We start from the raw sequence: 23943 nt of genomic DNA, 5'->3' as shown, positions 1-23943 counted from the left end.
TGAACATTGTGCGAATATTCCCTCCATTAAACGCTCCCATCCGCTGACGAACCGGTTTTATGCGACTCACCATAGCAAAGAAAATTTCTTTCTCCGTCATTCTGATACTGGTCATCAGTGTGGTGGTCATGGCTGGCTTGACGAGTAACAACTTGCAAAAGGGATTCAATACGTATTTGCAGCAAAAGCAAGAGCAGGAGTTGCAAATTGTGAGTACGGCAATGGCAAATTATTACCGGGAGAATGCGAGTTTTGATGGGCTCAAACATAATTCGGTCGGCGTGCGGCGGGTCATTGATCGCGGACTAGGACGGGAGCATGGACGAGGCCTGGAGAGTGGAGCAGAGCGCGAACCATATCGTCAGAAAAATCATCCACCACCTCGTGATCCTGCCAATCAGGCAACGCGTGAGATACGAGATCCCGACGCTACCGGCCAGGGTAATGTAAGTCCTGCCGTTGACGGTTCTCCAGGAGTGTTGCCTGGGCCAGAGCATAGGCTCGCCAACAAAAATTCTGATCGGCCATTTCCGCCGCCGCATCGCCCACCATTAAATCGCCCCGCTCCTGCGGCTGATGCGGTTGCTGCAGTCGCTGCAGAGTCACCGGCCCAAGCGGATGCTCAGAATGTGAGGCAGCCACCTCTCACACTACCAAGCCCTCAGCTACCGCCCTCACCGGTAAATGATATTTTTAGTGTGGCACCAAGGGTATCGCTGATCGCTGCGGATGGCACGCCAGTGTTCGGCGCCTTGCGGATGGGGGCTAATCAAATGCAAAGTCGGGTTGTCGTGGATGGTCAGCAGGTCGGCACGGTGATTGCTCCGATACCGCAGTTTGTGTTGGACAAGACCAATGCTAGTTTTGTGGATGCGCAGTTGAAAAATATATTCTGGATTGCGGTTTGTCTGATTCTGGTTGCGACGCTCTTCAGTATCTGGCTGGGTTCACATTTAGTACGACCGATTGCGGAATTGCGCCGGGTCACTCGCGAGATCGCATCGGGCAAATTACAGGCACGAGCTGACGTGGGCAATCAGGATGAACTCGGCGATCTTGCTCAACATGTCAATTCTATGGCGCAGGCGCTTGAGCTTAACGAGCAACATAGAGGAAAGATGCTGGCAGATGTTTCACATGAGTTACGTACCCCATTGACCGTCATGCGGGGCGAAATAGAGGCGCTGCTCGATGGTATTCGGGTACTTGACCGTGCGGCGATGGTATCGCTGCATGCTGAAGTGCTGCAATTAAATAAACTGGTCGATGATCTGCGCCAGCTCACTCTGGCAGATGCGGGCAACCTGGTTTTTCATTTTTCGCCATTGAATTTGACCGCATTGATTGCCGGGGTAAGCGAGCGCTTCCGCTTGCGCATGCACAAGGCGCAATTGCAGTTCGAGTTGCGTATACCGGCTGAAGCAGTGATGATTGACGCAGACGCCAGTCGCATCACACAGGTTATCGTCAATCTTTTGGAAAACAGCTTGCGATATACCGACGCCGGTGGTCAGGTTTCTTTGGAGTTGATAACAAACAAAGGTCTCGCGCTGATCAGTATTGAAGACAGTGCTCCCGGCGTGGCTCTGGGCAGTCATGAGAAATTATTTGACCGCTTGTATCGCGATGATCTGGCGAGGACGCGAGACGGCAGCGGCAGTGGATTGGGATTATCGATTTGTCGTGCGATGATTCAGGCGCACCGTGGTGAAATAAAGGCGATGCCATCACCGCTAGGTGGTGTCAACATAGTGATTGCATTAGCAACCAGAAACTGACTATTCCTACTATCGTATGCCAGCAAGCAAAATCCTGATTGTCGAGGACGATTATAAAATTGCCAGTGTGTTGCAGGATTATTTGCACGCCAGTGCGTATCTGACAGAGCATGTGGCTAATGGCCTGGATGCTGTATCGGCGATGCGGCAGGGCGGGTTTTCTTTACTGCTTCTCGACCTGATGTTGCCGGGACTTGATGGTGTACAGGTTTGTCAGGCAGTACGTCAGTTCAGTAGCATTCCCATCATTATGTTAACCGCGAGAGTGGAAGAAATTGATAAGCTGATTGGCCTCGATGCCGGGGCTGATGACTATGTCTGCAAACCATTCAGTCCGCGTGAGGTCGTTGCGCGAGTTAACGCGCAGCTTAGACGCAGCGGTATGCATGCCGTTGCGTTGCCGGAAAGTAGTTCTGTATTTGTTGTCGATGCCGACAAAATGTTGATCCTGGTTCGCGGTTTGGCCTTAACTCTGACGCCTGCCGAGTTCCGTATTCTGGCGGAGTTGATACGACATCCCGGGCGAGTCTATTCGCGCCAGCAGTTGCTGACGATTTCCAGCGACGAATTGCGCGATAGCAGTGATCGCACTGTTGATTCCCACATTAAAAATATCCGCAAAAAAATCACTGAGCGCCTGCCTGAGCTCGACTGCCTGCAATCGGTGTATGGTGTCGGCTATCGTTTTGAGATGGCGACCTGACACCGTTAGCCTCGTGTTCTGAGGTTCTATGGCATATTGGCGATTCTCTGCCTATGATGCCTGCTCATGAAAATCACATCCCGCACCGCTTTGCTCTTAACTTTGCCGCCGCTGCTGTGGGCAGGTAATGCTGTGGTAGGACGGCTGGCTGTGGGCAGCATGCCGCCGCTATTGCTGAACGCTTGTCGCTGGAGTCTGGCGCTGCTGGTGTTGCTGCCGTTGGGTTGGCGGGCTTTGCAGCATCCCCGCTACCTGCTGGTGCGCTGGCGTTATCTGCTGCTGTTGGGCGGGCTGGGTGTGGGTTGCTATAACGCCCTGCAGTATCTGGCATTACGCACTTCGACTCCGTTGAATGTGACGCTGATTGCGGCGAGCTTGCCGGTGTGGATGTTGTTGCTAGGCGCGACCGTTTATCGCGAAAAGCCGCGTCGTAATCAAATTCTGGGGGCGGTATTTTCCTTACTCGGCGTGGCGCTGGTGCTGTCGCGTGGCCAGTTGTCGGCATTGGCGCAGGTTCAGTTTGTGCCGGGTGATTTGTATATGCTGCTCGCGGTGATGGCCTGGGCTGGCTATAGCTGGTTGCTGGCGCGCCCGCCGCTGTCGATGCAAGGTGCGATGCGTCCCGTTTGGGGCTGGGCTGAATTTTTATTGGTGCAGACGAGTTGTGGTCTGATTTTTGCGGGGAGTGCGGCAGGTCTGGAGCACATAACGGCCGCGCCCGTGCACTGGACGCCCTGGCTGATCCTGGCCTTATTGTATGTGGCGATAGGCCCGTCGGTGATTGCCTACCGTTGCTGGGGTCTGGGTGTGGCCGAAGTCGGTCCGACGATCGCTGCTTTTTTTGGCAATCTGACACCGGTATTTGCCGCGATCTTATCGGCACTGATGCTAGGTGTCTGGCCGCAATGGTTTCACGCGTTAGCGTTTGTGCTGATTGCCGCAGGTATTGTTGTGTCGTCGAGACCGGATTAGTGTGTGTCTGGAAATGACTATACTCACCTATGTATATTTTCCATCACCTTATAAAACATGCGGATAAAGGTATATTGATGACAAAATAATGGGGAGTATAGGTATTGCATCATTTGTAGGACCTACGCAAAACGACCAATTGCCTATCACCATACAGATGAAGTCGTATGCTATGTGCGGCTTCCCGAGGCATTTCCACGGAACCGTATACTCCTGCATTTTTCCGTGTCTCGGTGCTGAGGGGTTTAGTTTTTGCGCCAGTCTTAATTTATTGTCTGGTTGATTAAAAATAGTGAGATCGCTGCGAATCCATTCATACCATTGCTGCCTCTTAGTAGATGAGGGATGTCCTCAGCCACTATTGAGAAGGATGACATGATGTTGTATGTAAAAAATGTCCCAGGATGGGAAAGAGTCTTGCGCATACTCGCTGGCGTCATCGCGATTGCGGCCAGCATCTATTTTTTCGATGGCAAGCTGGCGCTGATGCTGGCGTTGTCGGCAGCGGGGATGGTGATGAGCGGTTTATTCGGATTTTGCCCTATGTGTGCGATGGTCGGACGACGACTTGATCGGCGTGACCGGTAATTTTATGCACTGCTCAATATTTGGCTCAATGAGCAGTTCGGCAACCAGTTCAGCAACGGGCTTAACAATCGCACTCAACTAAAAGAGGCGGCAGCGGTAAGCTGCCTGCATTATGATGAATTTATCTGAGCAAGATAGCACGCTGCTGGACGCCGCCCGTATTGGTGATCCAGTGGCGCTGGAGAGCTTGTTGCGGCTGTGTCAGCCTGACATCCGGCGATATGCGCAGCGTCACTGCATGATCAGCGATATTGATGATGCCGTGCAAGAGAGCATGCTGATACTGGCGCGTAAGCTGGACGCAATCCGTGTGCTGGCTGCGTTCTCTGGCTGGATGTTTCGGGTGGTACAGAGAGAATGCCGGCGGCTCGGCCGGATCGCATTGCGCTACGATCCCTACGAAGAAGAAAAGCTGGAGAACTGGTTGGTGGCTCGCAACACCGATCAATTGCGCCTGGAGTTAATCCAGACGCTGGAGTCTTTGCCGCAGGACTATCGCGAGATCATTCTATTGCGTGATTTTGAAGAGCTGACAATCAGCGAAATCGCCAGCGAACTGCAACTCAGCACCGCTGCGACCAAAAGCCGTCTGCATCGTGCACGCCTGATGGCGCGTGAGTATTTGCTGGCAGAGAGCTAAATTTTGTCGTTTGCTTAACTATCAACAGGAGATGTCCACCATCGCTTGTATTACTTAATGACTTTGGACGTAGCGATCCAGTTCATTGAGCCATTGTTGTTTCTGCTCCGGTGCGGCAAACGAGGCGCAAAAACTGTTCTTGGCAAGTTGGATTAATTCTTCACGCGTCAAGGCCAGTGCATCGGCGGTCGCGATGAAATTCGTTGTCATGTAGCCGCCGAAATATGCAGGATCATCGGAATTAATCGTCACGCACAAACCCGCACGAAGCATACGTGCCAGATTGTGTTGCTGTAAATCGCTGACGACGCACAGCTTCAGATTGGATAGCGGACAAACCGTCAGCGGCATCTGGGTTTGCGCAAGTTTGTGCATCAGTGCCGCATCTTCTTCGGCGCGGACACCATGATCGATACGCTCGACTTGCAGTACATCCAGCGCACTGTGAATATACGCTGGCGGTCCTTCTTCACCGGCATGCGCAACCAGACGGAAGCCGAGTTCGCGACAATGGGCAAAGACGGCGGCGAATTTCTCAGGCGGATTACCGACTTCGGCAGAATCGAGCCCTATGCCATTCCACAGATCCGCGTACTGGCTACGTAAAGGCAAAGCAGCAGCCAGTGTCGCGAAAGCGTCTTCCTCACTCAGATGACGCAGGAAACACAGGATCATACTGCCAGAAAAATCATGGGCTGCTTTCGCTTCGCGCAAAGCACGGGCGATTCCTGCAAATACGATTGCTGTACTGATACCACGCGCCGTATGGGTTTGCGGGTCGAAGAATAATTCAACATGACGCACATTGTCTGCCAGAGCTCGCTCAATATACGCCATGGTCAGGTCATAAAAATCCTGCTCAGTTTGTAGTACAGCCGCCCCGGCATAATACAAATCTAAAAACGATTGCAGATCGCTGAAGTTATAAGCAGCGCGTACTTCTTCAACCGAGGCATACGCTAATTGGACCGCGTTGCGTTGCGCCAGCGCGAACATTAATTCGGGTTCGAGCGAGCCTTCAATGTGCAGATGGAGTTCGGCTTTTGGCAAGCCGCGAATGAAGTCATGTAAGTTGCTAGTCATTGTGTCGCTCTTCGCTGATCATATTGTGTGGGTTGGAATGTTATTGTTGTCGCTGAATCTGCAATTCAGTACCGTAGCATGGGTATTGCCGGCAGCATCATCCGACCATCGTTGCAATAATTGTGCCGCCACTGCGACGGCAATCACGCCGGGTTCTTTGCCGGTGATGCCGGGTATGCCGACGGGGCACACCATATTCTCTAAAGTCATGGCACTGAATCCCCGCTCACGCAGCCTGTGCTCAAAACTTACGCGTTTGGTTTTCGAGCCGATCAGGCCGAACCAGGCGACGTCCTGACGGCGCAAGATTTGTTCGCTGAGGCGCAGATCCAGACCATGATGGTGTGTCATCACCAAAAAATAACTACCAGGAGGCGCTTGGGCAATCACGGCTTCGGGTGTGTCAGTTGCTTCGCAGGTCACATTGGCGGAAGTATCCGGAGGAAATAAATGATCGCGTTCATCGACCCAGTGAATTTGGCATGGCGTAGCGGATAAAACCTTGACCAGCGCGGCACCGACATGACCGGCGCCGAACAGATAGAGTTGGGGGACTGCCGCTTGCTGCTGCCGGTAGTCTTGAAGATGCCGGTCAAACTCTGCGTCACTCCATTGATCCAGCCGGTCAAATCGTAGTTCCAGCGCGCCACCGCAGCATTGCCCCAGACTGGGTCCGAGTGCCAGTCGCTCATATCGTGGCGACGTTGTTTGTCCCGGCGCTTCGTTCAGCCATAAGCGTGCAATGGCCAGTGCTTTCCATTCAAGATGACCGCCGCCGATGGTGTCATATTGACTAGTTGCATTGACCAGCATGCGCGTGCCCTCGCCTCGCGGTGTAGAGCCGTGCGATGTGATAATCGTGACCAGCACCGCTTGCCGTGAGGCAGGCAAAGCTTGTAGTCCGGTAAGCCAGTTTTGAGGTGAAATAGTGGGCATGACGATAGAGCCGAATGGTGTTTTATCAAGATAACACCGTTCACTCAGACCGTCATTAATAGGAAGTGATGTCGCGTATTGCCTGAGCTGATGTTAGTAAGTCCTGAGAATACGATGCGGCCAGATTCGAGAGTAATCAGTGTGACCAGACGCGTTGCCCCATGTAATCGTCGAACTGGGCAAGAAATTCATCAATTTCTTCGATGCTGGGTTCGGTGGCGATTAATTCGTGTACATCTTTGCGGAAATTAATAACTTGCGGGCCGCCGATGAATAATTCTTTATGCACGGATTTGTCGGTAATTTCATAACCGCCAAAGCGCAGAGCCTCATGGTCGGTATCCGCACCGTATTCCACGACGCTATATTGTTCGCTGTTATATATGAGGTTCATTGTGCATCCTTTCAAAAAACGAAATCATTGATTTCTCTTGTTAAGGACATGGTGCTGGACTGGCGGTATTTCAAGTCTACGTATTTTTTGTGTATCGACGCTCACGACGATCAGCATACTGTCATTGTCCGATCAGGGAGGACGGCAAGGCTCTCTTGTTACTGGTTACGGCGTTATGTGGGCAGAGCTTTAATCGTATTTAATAGAATCTTTTTATAGAATCTGATGATCTGGATTGAGGCTAAGCAAATCGCGATACGGCGCTTGTGATAAAAATGCACGGATCTTGTCGATATGCTCAGTACTGGCAATACCAATGAAGAGCTGGGCGGGGCGCTGGCGCAGCAGGCGATTCAGGGTGACACGCATTGCGAGATTGCCAATGCAACACATGCAGCCTGGTGCGATACGCTGAAGCAGTAGTGTGGATGAGTTATTAAGTACGGAGTCTCCGCCAGGTAAGCCTTCAAGGATGACGGCGATGCGGTGTTTTGGGATGTGGAGGTCGGTATCAGCAACTGAGGTCTCGATGAGGCTCTTGGTCGACGGTGCGATCAGGTCCGCAATCAAATCCGCAATTAAGGCTTCTCTTTGCTGATAATTGCCGCCACTGACCAGAGTAACTGAGGTAACGGAAGTTACTGAGTTGACTGAAGTAGGTGACGGCAAGGGGGAGGCAGGATTTATTCGCCGCGCTTGGCGTATTTCACGGACTCGACACCGAGCTGTTTGAGTTTGCGATACAGGTGAGTACGTTCCAAGCCAGTTTTTTCTGCCACGCGTGTCATGCTGCCACCCTCACGGTTCAGGTGATATTCAAAGTAAATACGCTCAAACGCATCACGTGCTTCTCTCAAGGGGAGATCAAACGACAGGTTCGCGAATTGATTATTGACTACCGGTGCAGGATTTTGTGGAGCGACGAAATTACGCGATTCAAAATTGCTGACGCTGGAAGGGAAGTTACTGCTGATATTACCCTGTGCGTTTCCGAGGGATTCGCCAGTGATCACACGCAGTGCCGGTGGAGCGGGACGGGTGACTTCGGGCGTTCTGGTCAGGCCTTGTTGAACCGCTTTCAGCAGTTTTTGCAGGGCGATCGGCTTTTCCAGGAAGTTCAGCGCACCGATGCGGGTCGCTTCAACTGCCGTATCGATCGTGGCATGACCCGACATCATGATAACCGGCATGGTCAGCATGCCATCACGTTGCCATTCTTTAAGCAAGGTCACGCCATCCGTGTCCGGCATCCAGATGTCGAGCAAGACCAGATCCGGGCGTGCTGCCGCTCTGGCTTCGCGCGCCTGTTGTGCATTCTCTGCCAGTTGTACGACGTGTCCCTCATCGCCCAAAATCTCCGAGAGCAATTCCCGGATACCCATTTCGTCATCAACGACCAATATGTTTGCCATAAATCTACCCTATTAAATTCTTGCCATTACCATGTTGTGTTCCTCTGCCGGGTTCCATCAAACATGGCAACAGTTAGATCCAAATTAAGTGACATTTGAATCCGGTGCTAACTTTAACAGCAAAATCGATATTTTTGCACCGTTTGTATCGCTACGATTTTGAATATCAATTCTACCGCCGTGTTCATCAATGATTTTTTTGACCATTGCCAGTCCTAAACCGGTACCGCGCGGTTTGGAAGTCGCGTAGGGTTCGAATGCCCGCGCCAGAATTTTGCTGGAAAATCCTGGTCCGTTATCAACAATCGATAACCGGACCGCAGCCCGTTCGCCCTTGTCTGCACTGGTATAACGGACAACTTCCGTGACAACATCGATTTGCGGCGACACATCAGGTTTGGCGTTATCCGCGACGGCATCTTGCGCATTTTGCAGTAAATTATGAATCACCTGACGTAACTGCGTCGCGTCGCCCATGACGGCGGGTAAGTCGCTTGCGAGTCTGAGTTTGATCGCATCACGACCGTCGCCGGCGATATACAGATGCAAGACTTCATCGATCAGGCCGGACAGATTCAGCGGGGTCAATACCGCTGGCGGCGTTTTGGCATAGTCGCGGAAATCGTCCACCATGCGCTTCATGGAGGTGACCTGATTGACGATAGTACTGGTGCTTTTATTCAGGATGGCGACATCGGTTTCACCGAGTTTGTCGCGTAACTTCATTTGCAGGCGTTCGGCGGACAACTGTATCGGCGTCAGCGGGTTTTTAATTTCATGAGCGAGGCGGCGTGCGACTTCTCCCCACGCAATTGAACGCTGTGCGGAAATGATGCTGCTGATGTCGTCAAATACCACCACATAGCCATTACCTGAAGCGACCGGCAAATGCGAGCCGCGCGCCAGCAGCGTGATGCCCTGCTCTTCGGTATTGTTGGGGGCAGTGTTCTCGGTCATATTGGTTTGCAGACGCGGAATTTCGATTTGCTGTTGCCAGTGCTGCGCGTTTTGATCTTCACCGCCTGCTGCGGATTGTGCATGTTGCTCCGAGAAGGCTTTATCAACTGCCGCCGCGAAAGCGCTCATGCCTTCGATCTCGGCGATAGGTTTGCCTATTTCTTGCTCCAGACTGCGTTGCAAGATACGTTCGACAGATTCATTGCAGGTCACCAGATGCGAATGTTGATCCAGCACCATCACGCCTGCTGACATATTTGCGAGAACGGATTCCAGATACGCTTTGGCGTTCTCAAGTTCATTGCGATTTTTTTCGACAGCAGCACGGGCATCGAACAACTGGCGCGTCATCGTGTTGAAGGATTGTGTCAGGCTACCCAATTCATCCGAGGTGGTAATGATTGGTCGCGGTGAGAGATTGCCCTCGGCGACGGCTTTGGTGCCCTCTGCCAGCAGCAGCAAGGGGCGGGCGAGTTCACCAGAGATCAGGAACGCACTGGTGATCGCAGCGAAAATCGCCAGCAATAAAGTCAGTGTCAGCGTGAAGATGTACATGGTCTTCAAGCTGCCGCGACCCAATGATCGCACCTGATATTCACCCCAGGCACTGCGCAAGGCTTCGGCGTGAGTCGCCAGTGAGGCCGGCACAGGATGGATTAATTGCAGATAAACAGGTTCATTTTGTAGTGACAGGCCGCCGTTGGAGGTTTGCAGCGCAACGACGACCCTTGAGCGCAGGATATTGCGCGGCTCCGCAGCCAGCACGGGTCGGCTGGCACCTGCTTTGGCGGCGGCGTCATCGGTTTGCAGGCTAGGTTCGGTATTTCCCTCGGTTGCTGCATACGCTCGCGATACGCGCGCCTGCCGTATCATTGCCGGTGTCGGGAGTTCTGGCACCAGGCTGCCCATATTGCCGGTCGCAGTCGCAACCAAGCGTCCTTTACCGTTGACGATGGTTGCTTCCTGGACCTCCATCTGTTCGCGCAAGCGTCCGAGTTTGATCGATAGCGAGGTTTCTGAGGGTTCAGCTAGCTGGCTCGCCATGTTCTGCGCTTTGGATTGCAGATCGGAGAGCGAAAATTCGAGCGCGCTGTGACCTAGAGTGAGGCCGGATTCCAGTGCGGATTCGACTTTGACATCGAACCAGGATTCAATCGAGCGTGATACGAACTGCACCGAGACTACATAGATGACGGCGCCAGGCAAGATACCGACCATGGCAAATAACAGCACCAGCCGGGTCATCAGGCGCGAACCGAATTCCCGGGTACGGTAGCGGCTGAACAAACGCCATAACAGGGTCAATACCAATAACAGCAGCGCACCTGCGACGACGGCGTTGGCGCCCAGCAGCCAGCCGTAAAAATGCTCAAAGCTGGCAGAATTTTCTGATGCAGTGGTCAGGAAGAATAGCAAGATGCTCATCAGAGCACCGCCAATAATCAGGGCGTACCGGAGAAAACGAGTCACTTATCCTCTGCCTTGAAGGTAAATCTTTTCCAGTCAGACGACAGACGCCAGTCACTGTTATTCAGAGCGTTGATTAAAAAAGGCTTGGGAAGCTGATTCAGGTCGAGCCGCAGACGCACCGCTACGTTATAAACCGCACCGTTAGTCAGTACGCCGCGTTCTGCGACTAGCCAGCGACGCGGGCGTAAGACCAGAGCCAGCGCCTCATCGAGAGAATTAAAATTTTGTTGCAGACTGCCATTGATCGCCGCCGTGTATTGGCGAGTCCAGAGGTTGTAGGCGATTTTGACAGTTTGTGATGAGCGTATGGTCTTTTCGTCCAGCCAGTACCAGCGTGGCCGGCTGAGTTCGACTTCAGTCGTGAAGACCATAGGAATGCCGCGGGTAATGGCATCTTCCAGTCCATGCCCCAGCTCAAAAGCAAAGCTGGTGGCGATCCGGTAGCCTTCTTCGCTGCTTTCCAGTCTGGCGGAGGTCACTTCGGCCTCGGCGGCATTCGCAACCGGAAGAATAAGCACACTCAGCAAGATGAACCAAGCCATCAGCAACGCATGACGTAGCGGATAGCAAAAGCGTCTGATCATAAGAGTATGAAAAGGCGGAGCAAGGATCATGGTTGTCTAGGGGCGAAAGATGCTATTTGCTGCATCATAGCGTGAAAGTCCCTTGAAATCGCATGAACTTGAATCAGACTGCCGGTTTTTGGAATAAAGCATAGAACAAACCGTCATGATCGTTGTTGCCATCCGACGTTGCCGGCAATGCTGTCGGTAACAATTGGCCTGGCGCATCCAGGCGGATCGCATGATGACGTTGCGCAAACGCAGCAGCCTGCAATTCTGACTCCATGGGCCAGATGGAGCAGGTGACTAACAGCAGCTTGCCCCCGGGTTTAAGCATGCTCCAGAGATTATCGAGAATCCGTGCCGACAATACCGAGAGCTGAACCGCATCGGCCTTACGGCGCAACCAGCGTATATCCGGGTGACGACGTACGATACCCGATGCGGTACAAGGCACATCGGCCAGAATCCGGTCAAACGCCTGGCCATCCCACCAGCTAATGCGGCTAGCATCGCCGGTTTTAATATCAGCAGACAGTTTCAGCCGGAATAAATTTTCACGGATACGCGTCAGCCGTTGCGGATCAGAATCCAGCGCCAGTACCTGTACATTAGCGGTTTCAAGAATATGGCAGGTCTTGCCTCCCGGCGCGGCGCAGGCATCGAGCACCCGCATGCCATCTTGCAAATCTAATAAACTGGCAGCCAGTTGCGCTGCGGCGTCCTGAACCGACACTACGCCTTGCTCAAAACCGGGAATTTGTGCAACCGGGACAGGTTTCGCCAGACGTACGGCGTGAGTGCCTACTTGCGTGGCATCGATTTGCTGGCTTTGTAGCGTCGCCAGGTAGGCGTCGGTTGTGCTTAAGCGCTGATTGACGCGCAAGGTCAGTGGTGGTGCCTGATTGCCCGTGCGCAGGATGTCTTGCCATTGTGCCGGATAGGCCGCTTTGCACTGATCGACCCACCATTGCGGATAGTTCCAGAGTGCGGCGGGCTGCTTCATCACGCTTGGCAGCAGGCTATCTTGCTCACGTAAAAAGCGGCGCAAAATCGCATTGACCATGCCTTTGGCGTGCGCCATATGTGGATTCGAAGCAGCGGCATTGACCGCCTGATCGACGACGACGAAAGCTTCATAAGGCAATTCTGATAATTCCACATCGTCGCTGGTGTCGCTCTTGACCAGCAAGGTCAGCGCGCAGCACAGCAAGCCATATAGCAATGCAGGTTCAGGCGCTTTGGTGGTCATCGCTGTCAGCAAGGCGTCCACCCGACCTACCTGACGCATGGTGCGATACGAAATATCTTGAATCGCACCGCGTATTTGCGGTGTGGCTTTGGTCTGAGCAAAGACTTTCGCCAGTGCTTGAGGCAAAGCGGTGCCCTCCAGGACGTAGGCGACTGCCTGCGCTGCACCGACCAGACTAAATGCCAGAGAGTCTGATTTGATCTCAAGATAGGTCATGTCCGGCTCTGGTGCCATCTCCCTCTGCCGGGTCTCCTGAACCGGGGGCGGGCGGCTGACAACGGCTTTTGCAGCTACGGTTTTACCGCTAGCTGTCCTTGTCGTCGTTGTCTTTGCCTTTGCCGTTTTGCCAACAGGGCGGGTAATGGTTTTTCTTGGGGGAGGAAGCATATTAATTCTTAGTTAAAGCCAGTTTGAGTCCTAATGCCACAAAGGCAGCGCCTACGGTGCGCTCCAGCCAGACCTTGATTTGCGGATTGCGACCCGCGCGGCGCGCTAGTGTACCAGCCAAAAAGGCTGTTCCACTATTCCAGGCCGTGCTCATGAGTACAAAGGTCGTGCCAAGGATCAAAAATGCCGTAGTTTTGTGATCCGAGTCGACCTGGACAAATTGCGGGAAGAAGGAGAGAAAAAACAGGACGACTTTGGGATTCAGGATGTTTGTCACCACTGCCTGCCAGAAGATTTTTTGCAAAGGGCGAATATCTTGTGGCACCGGCGCATCGGTCGGGTGAGCAGGTTTAGCCAGCATCATCCGGATACCGAGATAGACCAGATAGGCGCCGCCTGCGAGTTTGATGATGCCAAAAGCGGTCGCTGACGTAGCGAGCAAGGCAGTCAGACCAAATGCCGACGCAACTGAATGGAATAAACAGCCCACCGAGATGCCCAGTGCCGATACCAGACCGGCAGCAGGGCCTTGCGCGACGCTGCGGCCAATAATGTATGCGGTGTCGGGGCCGGGCGTTGCATTGAGTAGCATGACTGCCAGACAAAATAAACCAAAATTGACAATGCCGAAACTAGACATCTTGAGACTCCGGAAAAAGGTAAAAAATTCGAATTAGCATCATCGCTGGCCAACTCAGATAACAAGCCCGGTACGACCGTGTCATCGGATCATCAGCTCGTCAGATGTTGCTGCGTCGGTGTGAAATGCTGCTGCTCAAGCCAGGTACGTAAGTCGTCAAACACTCTGGTCGCTTCCAGTTCATTAAAGATTTCATGATAAAAACCTTCATAGAAAAACGCCTGAGCAGTGTCCTGTGGCAATCGTGCAAAAAAGCGCTGACTGCCTTCCGGATCCACCAGATGATCGTCGGCGGCAACCTGCATCAGAACCGGGATTTTTAAGTGTGTTGCGTGGTCATGCGCATACTCCATGGCAGACAGCATGCTATTGAGTAGCCGTGCGCTGATTTTGGCGTGGACTAACGGATCGTCTTCATAGGCTTTGATGACTTCGGCATCATGGGAGAGGTATTTAGTTTTTAAGCCATTCGGGACGCCAACGCCAGGGATCAGAACGCTAGCGACTTTTAGCAAAACACTCTGAAAACCTGACATCGGGACTGCCAGCGCAGGCGACGACAGGAGCAGTGCACGGATCGGCGCCAGACCTTCGGTCGCAAAACGTGCGGCAAACAGACCGCCCATGCTGTGACCAAATAATAGCGGCGGGGCACTCAGGTGCTTGCTGAAGTCGTTGATGACCAGGCGTGCATCGCGTAACAACGTTTCCTCATCAGGACAATCGCCGCGAACGCCGCCGGATTTGCCGTGACCGCGATGGTCAAAGGTGCGCACGGTAAAACCGAGTGCATTAAAGAATCGTGCAACGTGCGCATATCGTCCGCAGTGTTCGCCCAGACCGTGCATGATCACGATACCGTCATGCACAGGCGTACTATCGTTTTGCAAGGGCAGCGGCCAGTCGCGGACGAATAAAGACGTACCGTCCGTGGCGATCAGGTCGAACTCGACTGTTTTATCGATATGCGATGTCATGAATTCAGATGCCCCACATCACTTCACGTTGCATTTTGTGTGCGGCATGCAGCATTTCCAGTAAAGGATAAACGCGGGTCGAGAAGCTCACGGTTTCTACTTTTTCATGATCGTTATCGTCACGGTCGTCATTGTGATGAGCGTCGATATCGCGCTTTACTTCTTCAGATACCGGATGCGCCTTGCTCTCGGCAACGGCCGCTTCAATCAGTGCAATCGCGTTGGCTGTTTCAGCAGGTGTGATGATGCCCTGATCGACATTCTTGTTGAGCATTTCCAGAACACGGCGTGCATGCTCCTTATACATTGTGACTTCGGTTGATGCTTTAGATTTGAAAGTGATTAACATGAACTACTCCTCTTTGGGTTGTTTCAATGGGTCACTAAAACGGGATTTGATCATTCAATGATTAAGCCGTACAGATAAGCGAATCTCAGTTCCACAGCCTTAGTTTCAATAATAATCCTAAAAACCGAACTAGGAAGTTTAGCAATGCAGCAAATTGTAAAAAATGGACAGAACACTTTCCAGATTGTGTTATTCATTTTGAAGCAAAATTCTTGATGTTTTTTAGTGAAATTCCCTCGCTTTTGCCTTGCTGGTCACAAACAGCAGCCAGATCAGCACCTGAATTAGCACGCAGACACCAAAGCTGGCACGCATGGCACTGATGACCGTCCAGCCTGCGCTTTGAAACAAATCAATGGCGATGCCAACACCCCATTGCGTCGAAAAAGCCCCGACAAACATCAATAAGTTATAGGCAGTGCTGACCCGCCCCGACAAGCTTGCCGGAAACGTCAGGCAGACATGTGTCTGCACCAGCGTCAATACGGTATAGAACAAGGCCATCAATAGCCACAGCATCCATGCCCAGTCTGTCTGGATCAGCAAGATCAGACTTTGCGTCAGAATCGACCCGGCCAGACCGATACTCACCACAACCGGTACCGGCCAGCCAGCTTTGCCAGGCGCCGCAATCTTGCGTGGTGCCCACCATCCCAATGCCAGATAGCCAAGCAACAGCACCAGGTTCAGCATAAACAAGGCCTGCGCCGATGCATTTTTATCCATACCCAGCACGGTGATCATCCACGGGCCAGCCCATAAGGTCTGAAACGCGACGAAAATACCTTGCACGACAAAACCTAGCATGCCCATACGGCGAAAATACGGATCGCTAAAGATCTCTCTATAACCGCCAGTCACGGGCGCTTTGCCGGTGCTAGTTGTCGCCGGTGCGCTGAACGAGTGCTCTACATCTTTCAGCAAGAAAAACAAGGCGGTCGCGACCACTAATAACAAGCCGCTGGTAATCCAGAACACGCCACGCCAGCCGATGGCAGGCAGCGCCGCATTCACCGGTACCGTAGCGATCAGTGCACCGGAGGTACCTGCAACCAGCATCCAGCTGGCGAGCTGGCTCTGCTGTTGCGGTGCGAACCACTGGCGATACGCTTTAAATGAGGCCATCAGGCAGGCCGAGACACCGACGCCAATCAAGGCGCGACCTATCCATAAACCGAGCAAGCTATGGCTCATGGCAAAAATCGCTGCGCCGAGTGCCGCGAATAGGAGCAGAGTGGATTCGGTACGACGGGCGCCGTATCGATCGAGCCAGATACCAAGCGGCAGTTGCAGGCAGCCAAAACTCACGAAGTAAGCAGACGACAACAAACCCAGATCCGCATTGCCGAGATGAAGTTCTGCGATCAGGGACGGTGCGATAACCGCGTTGACCGCACGCAAGGCGTACGACAGCAGATAGCCGGAAGCAAAACACAGAAAAACACGGATCGCAGCGCGGCCTTGCAGGGGGAAGGTTTTCAAATGCGGGCGGCCTAATTAATTTTAAACGAGGTCATATAGGTGTCGATGGCATCTCGTGTCACCGCTTTTTCACGCCCCATCACAATCACCTGATAAACCCAGGGGCCGCGTGTGACAAACTTCGCAGCAAGGATGACGGGCTGGCCATTTTGCAGACTGCCGCGTGCCTCGATGTCGCTGCCTTGCAGTGGTGTGCTGGCTTTTTCGCTGGTGATGGTACCGTGAATATTGCTGAGCATACCGCTCTTCATTGCGGCCAATACGGCGGGGATTTTAGTCGCGTCGTCAATTTTCGCACTGCCTATCGCAAAGCTGATGCCATCTGTGTCTGCGCCAGTCATTTGCATGGTCAGCGATACACCTTCCAATTGCATGGTACGCGAATACGTCGATGGCTTGGCCGGCAATAGCACGCTGTAAGGCGCATCGCCACCGCGCACTTCGCGCCAATCGAATTTAGGTGAGCAGGCGCAGAGCAACATTGCGCAACATAGTGCTGCGAGGCTGGCGGAGCGATGGTGGGCAGTGCAACGGAATGTGGAGAATAACGAAGACAAGGATGATAGTGAGAATAATGAGAAGGGCATAGACACGATAAACTCATCACCTGTTATCAGGCGGTTTGCTGGAGAAGATAAACGTATTGTATGCCACACAAGGGATGTCAGCATCTGTCAGCGGATTTTCCGCCTGCAGAGGACGCAGTTGCGCATAGATAAGTCCTCACATGCTTTACCGCTTATCTGTTGCAATCACAGCTCAATCCCCCTACTCTGCCATTGGTCGCATGGCGATGGATAGAGACTTTTGTTTGAAATACAGTGTGCTCATTGGCAGTTGAATGCCATCTCAACAATGTCACTACGCGAAGGAATGGAATCATGAATCAGCAACAAGATCGTCAGGCGAATGAAAAAAGCGGCCAGCAAAATGAGGAACAAAACAAGGAACAAACGACGCTACAGGCAATCACCGCCTTATTGCGTGACTTGCTGACTGAATTCGTCGCTCTGGCACGTCGCGGTTTGCGCTGGGCCAATCGTCTGCCTATGCCTCAGTTGTTATCGCTGGCAATTGGCGTCGCATTACTGCTGACGATCTTGCCTCTGGCCTTAACTTTGTTCATGGTGTTTTTGGTGATCAAAGTGCTGTTGTTGTGCAGCGTACTGGCGACCCGCAAGGCGCGTCAACGCGGAACCCGTTTAGAGTTCTCACGGCCCGCTGAGTCAGTCATGGCAGGCAAGGATGAAGGCGTTTAATGAATCCCCGCAATGGAGATAACCATATCCTGACGGTCGTTCTGGATATTTTTGAGACCGCGACTGTCTTGTGGTGGCGTTTCTTCGACTGGGTCGCCGTGATGTCGTGGAAAACGCTGGGGGTGGTCGTATTGACCGCCTTTATCATCGCCGCACCTGTGCTGAAATTGCCTGAACTGGGCTTGTTTTTTGTGGTGATTTCGGTCGCCATCAAAGTGCTGGCGGGCGGCAAGCGCAGCGCAGATTTGAAAGCCGCAGAAGCTACCAGCAAGGCCAATGTCGAGGCTCTGGAGCGACGCCTGATGGAGGCGCAAATGGCCGCGTTGCAGGCCCAGATAGAACCCCATTTTTTATTTAATACGCTGGCCCTGATCGGACAATTGATTGAGACCGATCCCTTGCAGGCGTCACAAATTCATACGCATCTGATTCAGTATCTGCGTTCTGCCATGCCGCAGATGCGGGAAAAAAATACCGGCAGGCTAGGTCAGCAAGTTGCGCTTTCCCGTGCATATCTGAACATCATGCAAGCACGTATGCGTGACCGCCTGACGGTGAGTTTTGATGTCCCTGTGTATCTGGCGGATGCGGCGTTTCCATCGATGATGCTACAGACTCTGGTGGAGAATTCGATTAAACACGGACTGGAGCCAAAGACTGAAGGTGGTCATATCGATATCCGTGCTGTTCTGGTTGGCATGCATTTGCAGGTGACCGTCAAGGATAATGGCGCTGGTTTTGACGTACATGCCGATGACGGTATAGGCTTGAGTAATATCCGTGAACGATTGAAAGTGCTGTACGGACAAGAAGCACAACTTCTGATCGAGGCGCCGCTGGATGGTGGTGCGCAAGTTAGTATTTCTGTACCGTATTCACCGGGCTAGATTTAATCGCAATGCATTCACAAATAGGAGGACAAATCCCTTGATTACCGCCCTGATCGCTGATGACGAACCGCCGATGCGCGAGCAGTTACGTGCCCGTTTGCACGAGGCCTGGCCAGAATTGCAGATTGTTGCTGAGGCGGGAAACGGCGTCGCAGCGGTCGAACTCACCGCACTCCATCGTCCACAGATTATTTTTCTCGATATTCGCATGCCAGGGCAAAGCGGTATTGAAGCGGCGCGCCAGCTGGTCGGTCAGGCGCATATTGTCTTTGTGACGGCCTATGATGAATACGCGGTGCAGGCTTTTGAACAAGGCGCGGTCGATTATTTGTTAAAGCCGGTAGATATCGAACGCCTGCGCACAAGCTGCGAACGGATACGTCAGAGAATTGCTGTGTCGTCTCAGACCAGTGCCGGTATCAATAACGTTAGCAACGGCAGCGCTGGTAATAAGCCGCAGGCAGCATCGCAAAGCGAACAGATCATGCGGTTGCTGAATCAGCTCAGCCAGCATCAACAGCCCAAGCGCGACTATCTGCGCTGGATACAGGCCAGCGTCGGCAGTAGTTTGCGCATGATCAGTACCCGTGAGATTTTATTTTTTCAATCGGATGAAAAATATACCCGCGTGCAAACCGATACCACCGAAGTGCTGATCCGTAAAACGCTGAAAGAACTTGAAGATGAGCTAGATCCTGATGAATTCTGGCGCATCCACCGCTCTACCCTGGTACGGGTGGATGCGATCACAGAAGTCGTCCGTGATTTTCGCGGACGGCAATTAGTGCAACTCAAAAATCATCCTGAAAAACTCGAAGTCAGCCGTAATCATTCACATTTATTTCAGCAGATGTAATGGTCGTCAATGCGGTGCCGGCTGAAACGCCCGCACTGCCAGCGTTACACCCGCGCAGAGCAAGATCACACCAATCAGTATTTGCGGTGCTGGCAAACTGCCGCGCAGTATAAACGCGTACAACAAGGCTGACAGTGTTTCAAACACGATCAATTGTCCGGCGAGACTGGTGGGGAGCTTTTGACTGGCGAGATTCCATAGCAGCGTTCCCAGCCAGGATGCCAGCAAACCTAAGGCTGTCATGACAAGGACAAACTTCAATGGCGTGCTTCCCAACGGAAACGCGAAAACCGCTCCGCTAACGGCAGCGCCAGCATCCCGATGCAGCCATGCGTATAACCCATATCCCAAATAGCCAATCAGTGCCAGCGGCAGCGTTGCCAGACCCTGCGCCGTTGCCCAGGTGCTTGAGCTGATATGCGTATACACCTTCATATAGCGGCCATTCATGATCGGGTACCAGGTCCAGGCCGCGACCGCAATCAGTGCAATCAGACCACCTTTGACATAATCAGCAAGACTGCGCTGGCCGTTGAGACTTACTTCGGTGAAATGCGCCATCTCAGCCGCATTTACAAAGAGTAATCCTGCCAGAATAATCAGCAAAGGCAAGGCCAGTTTTTTCCACGCGATGCTGTCGCCGGGATGATGTGGTGACCAATTGGAACAGATCGCGATCACTACGGGTAGCGTGCCGATGAGCATGGTCGGTAGCGGCGCATCCGCAAGCTGAATTGCCGTGGCGAGCGCGGAGTAATAAATGATATTGCCGACCAGCGCGAGTTTCAGCGCAGCCAGCCAGTCCTGACGACGTAATTGCAAGATACGCTGACGGTCAAACCAGGCAGGAACCAAGGCGATCAGGCCAAACGCTGCATAACGGCCAAACGACAAAATAACGCCCGGATAATCCGGCAAAATCAGCGGCGTGATGAATACCAGTCCCCATAACAAGCCTGCGCCTAGTGCGGCAAGTACGCCGCTCAGCATGTGATGTCGTTGAAGAAAAAGAGAGGCAGGGTGCGAAATAACATGGTCATGGTCGTTGTTGGTAGTAGAGTTTTCATGTAGATATCTCCTTGAAATCGGGAGTTTTTCATTGGCTGACTGAGGTCACTGGTTACCTGATTCCGGTTTTCCCGGAGGTACTGGAATGAGCTGATTTATAGATGGCTCTATGATCCCTTGTGCTCAGAAGGTGTGAGCCTATGTCAACCGGGATCGTCGTATTAATCATCAGCCCGACATCATCCCAGATTTTTCATCACACTGCTTCATCAACTCAGATGGATTTATAGCGGGCATTTTCGGGCGATGCATATTTCAGCGGTTTGAGTAGAAACGCCTGACCTGTCTACCAGGGGTTTCCTGCTTTTTACCAGCGATGACACAATTCGTACCAGAAAGATGAAATGCTCTGCAGGATTTGTTACCATGACATATCCCCATATTTGATCGGTCTCGCGATGTCACTCCGTTACTCCCTGTGCTTATGCGTCTGCGCAATGACTTTGCTATCGGCTTGTGATCGTCTTGGTCTGCCCGACCCCGCTAAAGAAGCCGCCATCAAAGAAGCCGATGCCCGTGCGACCGGCAGTGCCTGCCGTCATTCTGGCAGGGCGATTGAGGATTGTTACGCCCTTAATCCCGATGCATCACGTGCTGCGGTCTACGCCGGCTGGAAAGAAATGAACGACTACATGCGTGAAAACAAGATCGAGACAGTCAAGCCAGAAAAAGAACTGGAAGCACCGGCGAAATCAGGCGAAAACGCGAGTGCTTCTGCTAGCGCCTCTGCATCTGCCTCAGCCAGCGCAAGCGCCAAATCCTCAAAAGGTTCTCACTAAATAGTTTGCGGGCTGACTGAGCTAGGTGGTGCAAGCTGCCTCATCGAGGCAATCCGCAAATCCACACGGATTGCATCGTCATCGACGGATATTTTATATACTCCCCTATAGTATTTTTGTGGCCACCAGGTAAATATCGCGGATTAAGGCCTATTTTATTAAAAAGAGGGGGAGTATTTGTCCCCGCCATGTGATGAACTACCGACTCATGCAGGCTGCGGATCTCCCCGCGGTCTATGCCATACAAAACCTATGCTACGTCTCCGCGATGGTCGAGCCACTCGCTCTGCTCCAGTCACGCTGGCGTTCGGCGCCCGATACCAGCTGGGTCGCTGAGGATGAGCAAGGTATCTGCGCTTACCTGTTTGCCTATCCCTCGATACGGGGCAAGATCACACGTTTAGGCGCTGATTTTGCCATTGCTGCTGCCCCCGACTGCCTGTATCTGCATGATCTCGCGGTCGCTCCGCGAGCGGCAGGACAAGGGGCGGGAGCTGGCTTGGTACAAACAGCTTTGCAGAATGCCATGGGTTTGCGGTATTCTTGCCTGGTATCAGTACAAAGCACCCGTCAGTTCTGGCAACGACAAGGCTATACCGAACAGACAGAACTCGACCAAGAGCAGCAGGCTTGTCTGGAGACCTACACCGGGCCTGCTTCGTATTGGAAAAACCTCTGACCGCACCATCAACAGCAGCGAGCATCGCTGTTACCGTTCACAAAGGATTATGTATGCACCCGAATGCCAAGTTGTTAGAACAATTTTATTCCGCATTTCAACGTCTGGATGCTGAAACGATGGCAGCTTGTTATGCCGCTGATGTTGAATTTTCTGATCCGGTTTTTCCGAATCTGCAAGGCAGTGAAGCCGGTGATATGTGGCGCATGCTGACTTCGAAGGCGCAGAATTTTTCTATCGTCTTTGACGGCATCAGCGCCGATGACCAGCGCGGTCAGGCACACTGGGTAGCGACCTACACGTTTTCGCAAACCGGTCGCACCGTGGTCAACGACATCCAGGCGAACTTCGCTTTCCGCGATGGCAAGATCGTCAATCACCACGATCATTTCGATATCTGGACATGGTCACGCCAGGCGCTGGGATTAAAAGGCTTGCTACTGGGATGGACACCGATTGTCAGAAGTGCGATTCAAGCGCAGGCGGCGAAGGGGCTGGCGATATTTCGTAGTAAGAAATAGTTTGCCTCGGGTCACTTCAGCATGGATTAATCTCATTAAGATGAGTAATGAACGGCCATCTATGCAGAATGATTAATTTATAATTTGAAACTCCGAGAATATTCTGGAATTAACTGTGCTGCAGTTAATTCTTTTCTAAGGATTATTTTTTCTTGAGAATACTTACCCATCCCTTTAAGTTCCAGAGCGATGGCTTTTTTGTTGCTTTCTGATATCCCAAATGCAGAGCCGAACACAGAGTTCGTATATCTTGTTTCTGGAGCCCGTGACTCGTCGAAAAGAAGTTTCATGTTGAGTTCGTGGTAGGCAAAACCCAAAAAAACAAGCGTATCGGCATTCCAAACAACAGATCTGATTTCTGATATCTGACTTGTTTCCAATCTCGTTCCTTCTGTGAAAGTTTTGATCCCTTGTGACAATCGAAGCAGTTCATGGACGCTAGTGTCTCCTCCATAGGGCACTGAATTGTTTGTATCTTGCCAAGGCAAGTTGCCGACCGTTCCGTAGGGATGTAAGACAATCAAATTTTTAAGTATGTTAGTGGTCTCACTCAGGTCTAAGTCATAGTAATGTCTCAACGAGTTATAAAGAAAATGTTCAAGTGTCCTGTCGTAGTTGAAGGATACAACTCTTATGCGCCTTAACTTTTCAATTAGCTCTTCTTTTTGAGAGTTTTGTGTAATTAGCTGGAATAGGCTTGTGTACCAGGTATTTTCGAGCGTCTGGAACTTTATGTGATTTTTACTATTTGTCGAATCAAAGTAAAGTAAGCTCTTTTGCTCAGCTTCAAGTATGCAATTCGTGATTGCAAGTTTTCCGATTTCTGCTACTCGATGATTGTCTCTGTGCGAGTCAATAAAATTATCAATTGATATTGCTAAAGGCATTGCACGACTAATCAGTTGTGAAGCACTTAAATAATCTTCGATATTGCCAGTTTTTCCTTGATTTTTTTGTGTGATTTCATATAGAGAACTTTTGATTTTGTCAGATGCTTGATTTGGTTGGCTAATGTTTGGTCTGCAGTCTAAAGAGCGGGCAATTAAACTTTTGAGTTCACTGCCAATTGGCATATTGATTTCTTTGCTGGCACCGGCTCCGACCACGAAAGTAACGGATATGTTGTTGTTCATAGGTGTAATCCGTATGTTTTTTTATCGAATCTGACTTGCTTTGGTTTAAATCACGAAGTGATAAATTAATAGATGGTGAAAACAGAAGCAATTAATTCAATTTCTAGATCCACATAATAAAACAGCGATTGACCCATCAATCGCTGTTTTATTTTCTACCCAGAAAACTTCCGGC

At 51.8% G+C, this 23943-nt stretch carries 26 protein-coding genes; 11 read left to right on the top strand and 15 right to left on the bottom strand.

Features of this window, described 5'->3' with window-relative positions:
• Positions 1-59 precede the first annotated feature (59 nt).
• From ACO0K4_RS02560 to ACO0K4_RS02540, 5 genes are all read left to right on the top strand, one after another.
• Positions 60-1778 (top strand): ATP-binding protein, encoded by a 1719-nt coding sequence (locus ACO0K4_RS02560; protein WP_422955030.1) that lies wholly within the window; start codon positions 60-62, stop codon positions 1776-1778.
• A 16-nt stretch (positions 1779-1794) separates the two neighbouring features.
• The gene (locus ACO0K4_RS02555) at positions 1795-2481 is read left to right on the top strand and encodes a response regulator (protein WP_422955029.1); all 687 of its coding nucleotides are present in this window, start codon (positions 1795-1797) and stop codon (positions 2479-2481) included.
• Positions 2482-2547: 66 nt separating this feature from the next.
• Positions 2548-3453 (top strand): DMT family transporter, encoded by a 906-nt coding sequence (locus ACO0K4_RS02550; RefSeq protein ID WP_422955028.1) that lies wholly within the window; start codon positions 2548-2550, stop codon positions 3451-3453.
• 345 nt (positions 3454-3798) lie between these two features.
• Positions 3799-4041: a YgaP family membrane protein gene (locus ACO0K4_RS02545; RefSeq protein WP_422955027.1), complete on the top strand. Its 243-nt coding sequence runs from the start codon at positions 3799-3801 to the stop codon at positions 4039-4041.
• A 112-nt stretch (positions 4042-4153) separates the two neighbouring features.
• Complete coding sequence (locus tag ACO0K4_RS02540; protein ID WP_422955026.1) at positions 4154-4681, top strand: RNA polymerase sigma factor; 528 nt, start codon at positions 4154-4156, stop codon at positions 4679-4681.
• Positions 4682-4735: 54 nt separating this feature from the next.
• On the opposite strand, the gene ACO0K4_RS02535 is transcribed toward ACO0K4_RS02540, so the two are convergent.
• The 13 genes from ACO0K4_RS02535 to ACO0K4_RS02475 all read right to left on the bottom strand — a co-directional run bounded on the left by ACO0K4_RS02535 (position 4736) and on the right by ACO0K4_RS02475 (position 17065).
• On the bottom strand, positions 4736-5764 hold the full coding sequence (locus tag ACO0K4_RS02535; protein ID WP_422955025.1) for an adenosine deaminase: 1029 nt from the start codon (positions 5762-5764) through the stop codon (positions 4736-4738).
• An 18-nt stretch (positions 5765-5782) separates the two neighbouring features.
• Positions 5783-6700, bottom strand: a complete 918-nt coding sequence (gene xdhC, locus ACO0K4_RS02530) for a xanthine dehydrogenase accessory protein XdhC (RefSeq protein ID WP_422955024.1) — start codon at positions 6698-6700, stop codon at positions 5783-5785.
• A 136-nt stretch (positions 6701-6836) separates the two neighbouring features.
• Positions 6837-7094: a BTH_I0359 family protein gene (locus ACO0K4_RS02525; protein WP_422955023.1), complete on the bottom strand. Its 258-nt coding sequence runs from the start codon at positions 7092-7094 to the stop codon at positions 6837-6839.
• Between the two features lie 213 nt (positions 7095-7307).
• The gene (locus ACO0K4_RS02520) at positions 7308-7763 is read right to left on the bottom strand and encodes a GTPase (protein ID WP_422955022.1); all 456 of its coding nucleotides are present in this window, start codon (positions 7761-7763) and stop codon (positions 7308-7310) included.
• Between the two features lie 14 nt (positions 7764-7777).
• Positions 7778-8506: a response regulator gene (locus tag ACO0K4_RS02515; RefSeq protein WP_422955021.1), complete on the bottom strand. Its 729-nt coding sequence runs from the start codon at positions 8504-8506 to the stop codon at positions 7778-7780.
• Between the two features lie 84 nt (positions 8507-8590).
• Positions 8591-10933, bottom strand: coding sequence for a sensor histidine kinase (locus ACO0K4_RS02510; protein WP_422955020.1), 2343 nt, complete (start codon positions 10931-10933; stop codon positions 8591-8593).
• Positions 10930-11475, bottom strand: coding sequence for a DUF4390 domain-containing protein (locus ACO0K4_RS02505; protein ID WP_422955019.1), 546 nt, complete (start codon positions 11473-11475; stop codon positions 10930-10932). Before ACO0K4_RS02505 ends, ACO0K4_RS02510 begins: the two co-directional genes overlap by 4 nt.
• Before the next feature lie 145 nt (positions 11476-11620).
• The gene (rsmB, locus tag ACO0K4_RS02500) at positions 11621-12964 is read right to left on the bottom strand and encodes a 16S rRNA (cytosine(967)-C(5))-methyltransferase RsmB (RefSeq protein ID WP_422955419.1); all 1344 of its coding nucleotides are present in this window, start codon (positions 12962-12964) and stop codon (positions 11621-11623) included.
• Positions 12965-13136: 172 nt separating this feature from the next.
• Entirely contained in the window at positions 13137-13775 is a 639-nt protein-coding gene (locus tag ACO0K4_RS02495) for a LysE family translocator (protein WP_422955018.1), read from the bottom strand.
• A gap of 92 nt (positions 13776-13867) precedes the next feature.
• The gene (locus ACO0K4_RS02490; protein WP_422955017.1) at positions 13868-14752 is read right to left on the bottom strand and encodes a lysophospholipase; all 885 of its coding nucleotides are present in this window, start codon (positions 14750-14752) and stop codon (positions 13868-13870) included.
• Positions 14753-14756: 4 nt separating this feature from the next.
• Positions 14757-15101, bottom strand: coding sequence for a DUF1840 domain-containing protein (locus ACO0K4_RS02485; RefSeq protein ID WP_422955016.1), 345 nt, complete (start codon positions 15099-15101; stop codon positions 14757-14759).
• A gap of 222 nt (positions 15102-15323) precedes the next feature.
• Positions 15324-16583, bottom strand: coding sequence for an MFS transporter (locus ACO0K4_RS02480; RefSeq protein ID WP_422955015.1), 1260 nt, complete (start codon positions 16581-16583; stop codon positions 15324-15326).
• A gap of 11 nt (positions 16584-16594) precedes the next feature.
• Positions 16595-17065 (bottom strand): hypothetical protein, encoded by a 471-nt coding sequence (locus tag ACO0K4_RS02475; RefSeq protein WP_422955014.1) that lies wholly within the window; start codon positions 17063-17065, stop codon positions 16595-16597.
• A 399-nt stretch (positions 17066-17464) separates the two neighbouring features.
• Here ACO0K4_RS02475 and ACO0K4_RS02470 point away from each other — a divergent pair, with 399 nt between their 5' ends.
• The 3 genes from ACO0K4_RS02470 to ACO0K4_RS02460 are packed head-to-tail and all read left to right on the top strand — an operon-like array spanning position 17465 to position 19588.
• The gene (locus ACO0K4_RS02470) at positions 17465-17842 is read left to right on the top strand and encodes a hypothetical protein (protein ID WP_422955013.1); all 378 of its coding nucleotides are present in this window, start codon (positions 17465-17467) and stop codon (positions 17840-17842) included.
• Positions 17842-18729 (top strand): sensor histidine kinase, encoded by an 888-nt coding sequence (locus tag ACO0K4_RS02465; protein WP_422955012.1) that lies wholly within the window; start codon positions 17842-17844, stop codon positions 18727-18729. The genes ACO0K4_RS02470 and ACO0K4_RS02465 overlap by 1 nt, the downstream gene beginning before the upstream one ends.
• Positions 18730-18769: 40 nt before the next feature.
• The gene (locus ACO0K4_RS02460) at positions 18770-19588 is read left to right on the top strand and encodes a LytR/AlgR family response regulator transcription factor (RefSeq protein WP_422955011.1); all 819 of its coding nucleotides are present in this window, start codon (positions 18770-18772) and stop codon (positions 19586-19588) included.
• A 6-nt stretch (positions 19589-19594) separates the two neighbouring features.
• Here ACO0K4_RS02460 and ACO0K4_RS02455 read toward each other — a convergent pair whose 3' ends face one another.
• Positions 19595-20578 (bottom strand): DMT family transporter, encoded by a 984-nt coding sequence (locus ACO0K4_RS02455; RefSeq protein WP_422955010.1) that lies wholly within the window; start codon positions 20576-20578, stop codon positions 19595-19597.
• 515 nt (positions 20579-21093) lie between these two features.
• Here ACO0K4_RS02455 and ACO0K4_RS02450 point away from each other — a divergent pair.
• The 3 genes from ACO0K4_RS02450 (at position 21094) to ACO0K4_RS02440 (ending at position 22635) form a co-directional block, all read left to right on the top strand.
• Complete coding sequence (locus ACO0K4_RS02450) at positions 21094-21435, top strand: hypothetical protein (protein WP_422955009.1); 342 nt, start codon at positions 21094-21096, stop codon at positions 21433-21435.
• A gap of 193 nt (positions 21436-21628) precedes the next feature.
• Positions 21629-22114, top strand: a complete 486-nt coding sequence (locus tag ACO0K4_RS02445) for a GNAT family N-acetyltransferase (protein WP_422955008.1) — start codon at positions 21629-21631, stop codon at positions 22112-22114.
• 53 nt (positions 22115-22167) lie between these two features.
• Positions 22168-22635, top strand: a complete 468-nt coding sequence (locus ACO0K4_RS02440; RefSeq protein WP_422955007.1) for a nuclear transport factor 2 family protein — start codon at positions 22168-22170, stop codon at positions 22633-22635.
• Positions 22636-22712: 77 nt separating this feature from the next.
• On the opposite strand, the gene ACO0K4_RS02435 is transcribed toward ACO0K4_RS02440, so the two are convergent.
• Positions 22713-23768 (bottom strand): hypothetical protein, encoded by a 1056-nt coding sequence (locus ACO0K4_RS02435; RefSeq protein ID WP_422955006.1) that lies wholly within the window; start codon positions 23766-23768, stop codon positions 22713-22715.
• Positions 23769-23943 lie beyond the last annotated feature (175 nt).

This window comes from Undibacterium sp. RuTC16W (assembly GCF_049339445.1).
GTDB lineage: Bacteria > Pseudomonadota > Gammaproteobacteria > Burkholderiales > Burkholderiaceae_D > Undibacterium.
This window is presented reverse-complemented; position numbering and strand designations above follow the sequence as displayed.

Excerpts from the sequence above, each read along its gene's own strand:
- ACO0K4_RS02445 (WP_422955008.1), top strand. The coding sequence starts at position 21,629 with ATGAACTACCGACTCATGCAGGCTGCGGATCTCCCCGCGGTCTATGCC.
- ACO0K4_RS02450 (WP_422955009.1), top strand. The coding sequence starts at position 21,094 with ATGACTTTGCTATCGGCTTGTGATCGTCTTGGTCTGCCCGACCCCGCT.
- ACO0K4_RS02505 (WP_422955019.1), bottom strand. The coding sequence starts at position 11,475 with ATGGCTTGGTTCATCTTGCTGAGTGTGCTTATTCTTCCGGTTGCGAAT.
- ACO0K4_RS02470 (WP_422955013.1), top strand. The coding sequence starts at position 17,465 with ATGAATCAGCAACAAGATCGTCAGGCGAATGAAAAAAGCGGCCAGCAA.
- ACO0K4_RS02485 (WP_422955016.1), bottom strand. The coding sequence starts at position 15,101 with ATGTTAATCACTTTCAAATCTAAAGCATCAACCGAAGTCACAATGTAT.
- ACO0K4_RS02535 (WP_422955025.1), bottom strand. The coding sequence starts at position 5,764 with ATGACTAGCAACTTACATGACTTCATTCGCGGCTTGCCAAAAGCCGAA.
- ACO0K4_RS02545 (WP_422955027.1), top strand. The coding sequence starts at position 3,799 with ATGTCCTCAGCCACTATTGAGAAGGATGACATGATGTTGTATGTAAAA.
- ACO0K4_RS02455 (WP_422955010.1), bottom strand. The coding sequence starts at position 20,578 with ATGCTGAGCGGCGTACTTGCCGCACTAGGCGCAGGCTTGTTATGGGGA.
- ACO0K4_RS02525 (WP_422955023.1), bottom strand. The coding sequence starts at position 7,094 with ATGAACCTCATATATAACAGCGAACAATATAGCGTCGTGGAATACGGT.
- ACO0K4_RS02550 (WP_422955028.1), top strand. The coding sequence starts at position 2,548 with ATGAAAATCACATCCCGCACCGCTTTGCTCTTAACTTTGCCGCCGCTG.
- ACO0K4_RS02440 (WP_422955007.1), top strand. The coding sequence starts at position 22,168 with ATGCACCCGAATGCCAAGTTGTTAGAACAATTTTATTCCGCATTTCAA.
- ACO0K4_RS02560 (WP_422955030.1), top strand. The coding sequence starts at position 60 with ATGCGACTCACCATAGCAAAGAAAATTTCTTTCTCCGTCATTCTGATA.
- xdhC (WP_422955024.1), bottom strand. The coding sequence starts at position 6,700 with ATGCCCACTATTTCACCTCAAAACTGGCTTACCGGACTACAAGCTTTG.
- ACO0K4_RS02555 (WP_422955029.1), top strand. The coding sequence starts at position 1,795 with ATGCCAGCAAGCAAAATCCTGATTGTCGAGGACGATTATAAAATTGCC.
- ACO0K4_RS02435 (WP_422955006.1), bottom strand. The coding sequence starts at position 23,768 with ATGAACAACAACATATCCGTTACTTTCGTGGTCGGAGCCGGTGCCAGC.
- ACO0K4_RS02495 (WP_422955018.1), bottom strand. The coding sequence starts at position 13,775 with ATGTCTAGTTTCGGCATTGTCAATTTTGGTTTATTTTGTCTGGCAGTC.
- ACO0K4_RS02475 (WP_422955014.1), bottom strand. The coding sequence starts at position 17,065 with ATGTTGCTCTGCGCCTGCTCACCTAAATTCGATTGGCGCGAAGTGCGC.
- ACO0K4_RS02515 (WP_422955021.1), bottom strand. The coding sequence starts at position 8,506 with ATGGCAAACATATTGGTCGTTGATGACGAAATGGGTATCCGGGAATTG.
- ACO0K4_RS02540 (WP_422955026.1), top strand. The coding sequence starts at position 4,154 with ATGATGAATTTATCTGAGCAAGATAGCACGCTGCTGGACGCCGCCCGT.
- ACO0K4_RS02490 (WP_422955017.1), bottom strand. The coding sequence starts at position 14,752 with ATGACATCGCATATCGATAAAACAGTCGAGTTCGACCTGATCGCCACG.
- rsmB (WP_422955419.1), bottom strand. The coding sequence starts at position 12,964 with ATGACCTATCTTGAGATCAAATCAGACTCTCTGGCATTTAGTCTGGTC.
- ACO0K4_RS02465 (WP_422955012.1), top strand. The coding sequence starts at position 17,842 with ATGAATCCCCGCAATGGAGATAACCATATCCTGACGGTCGTTCTGGAT.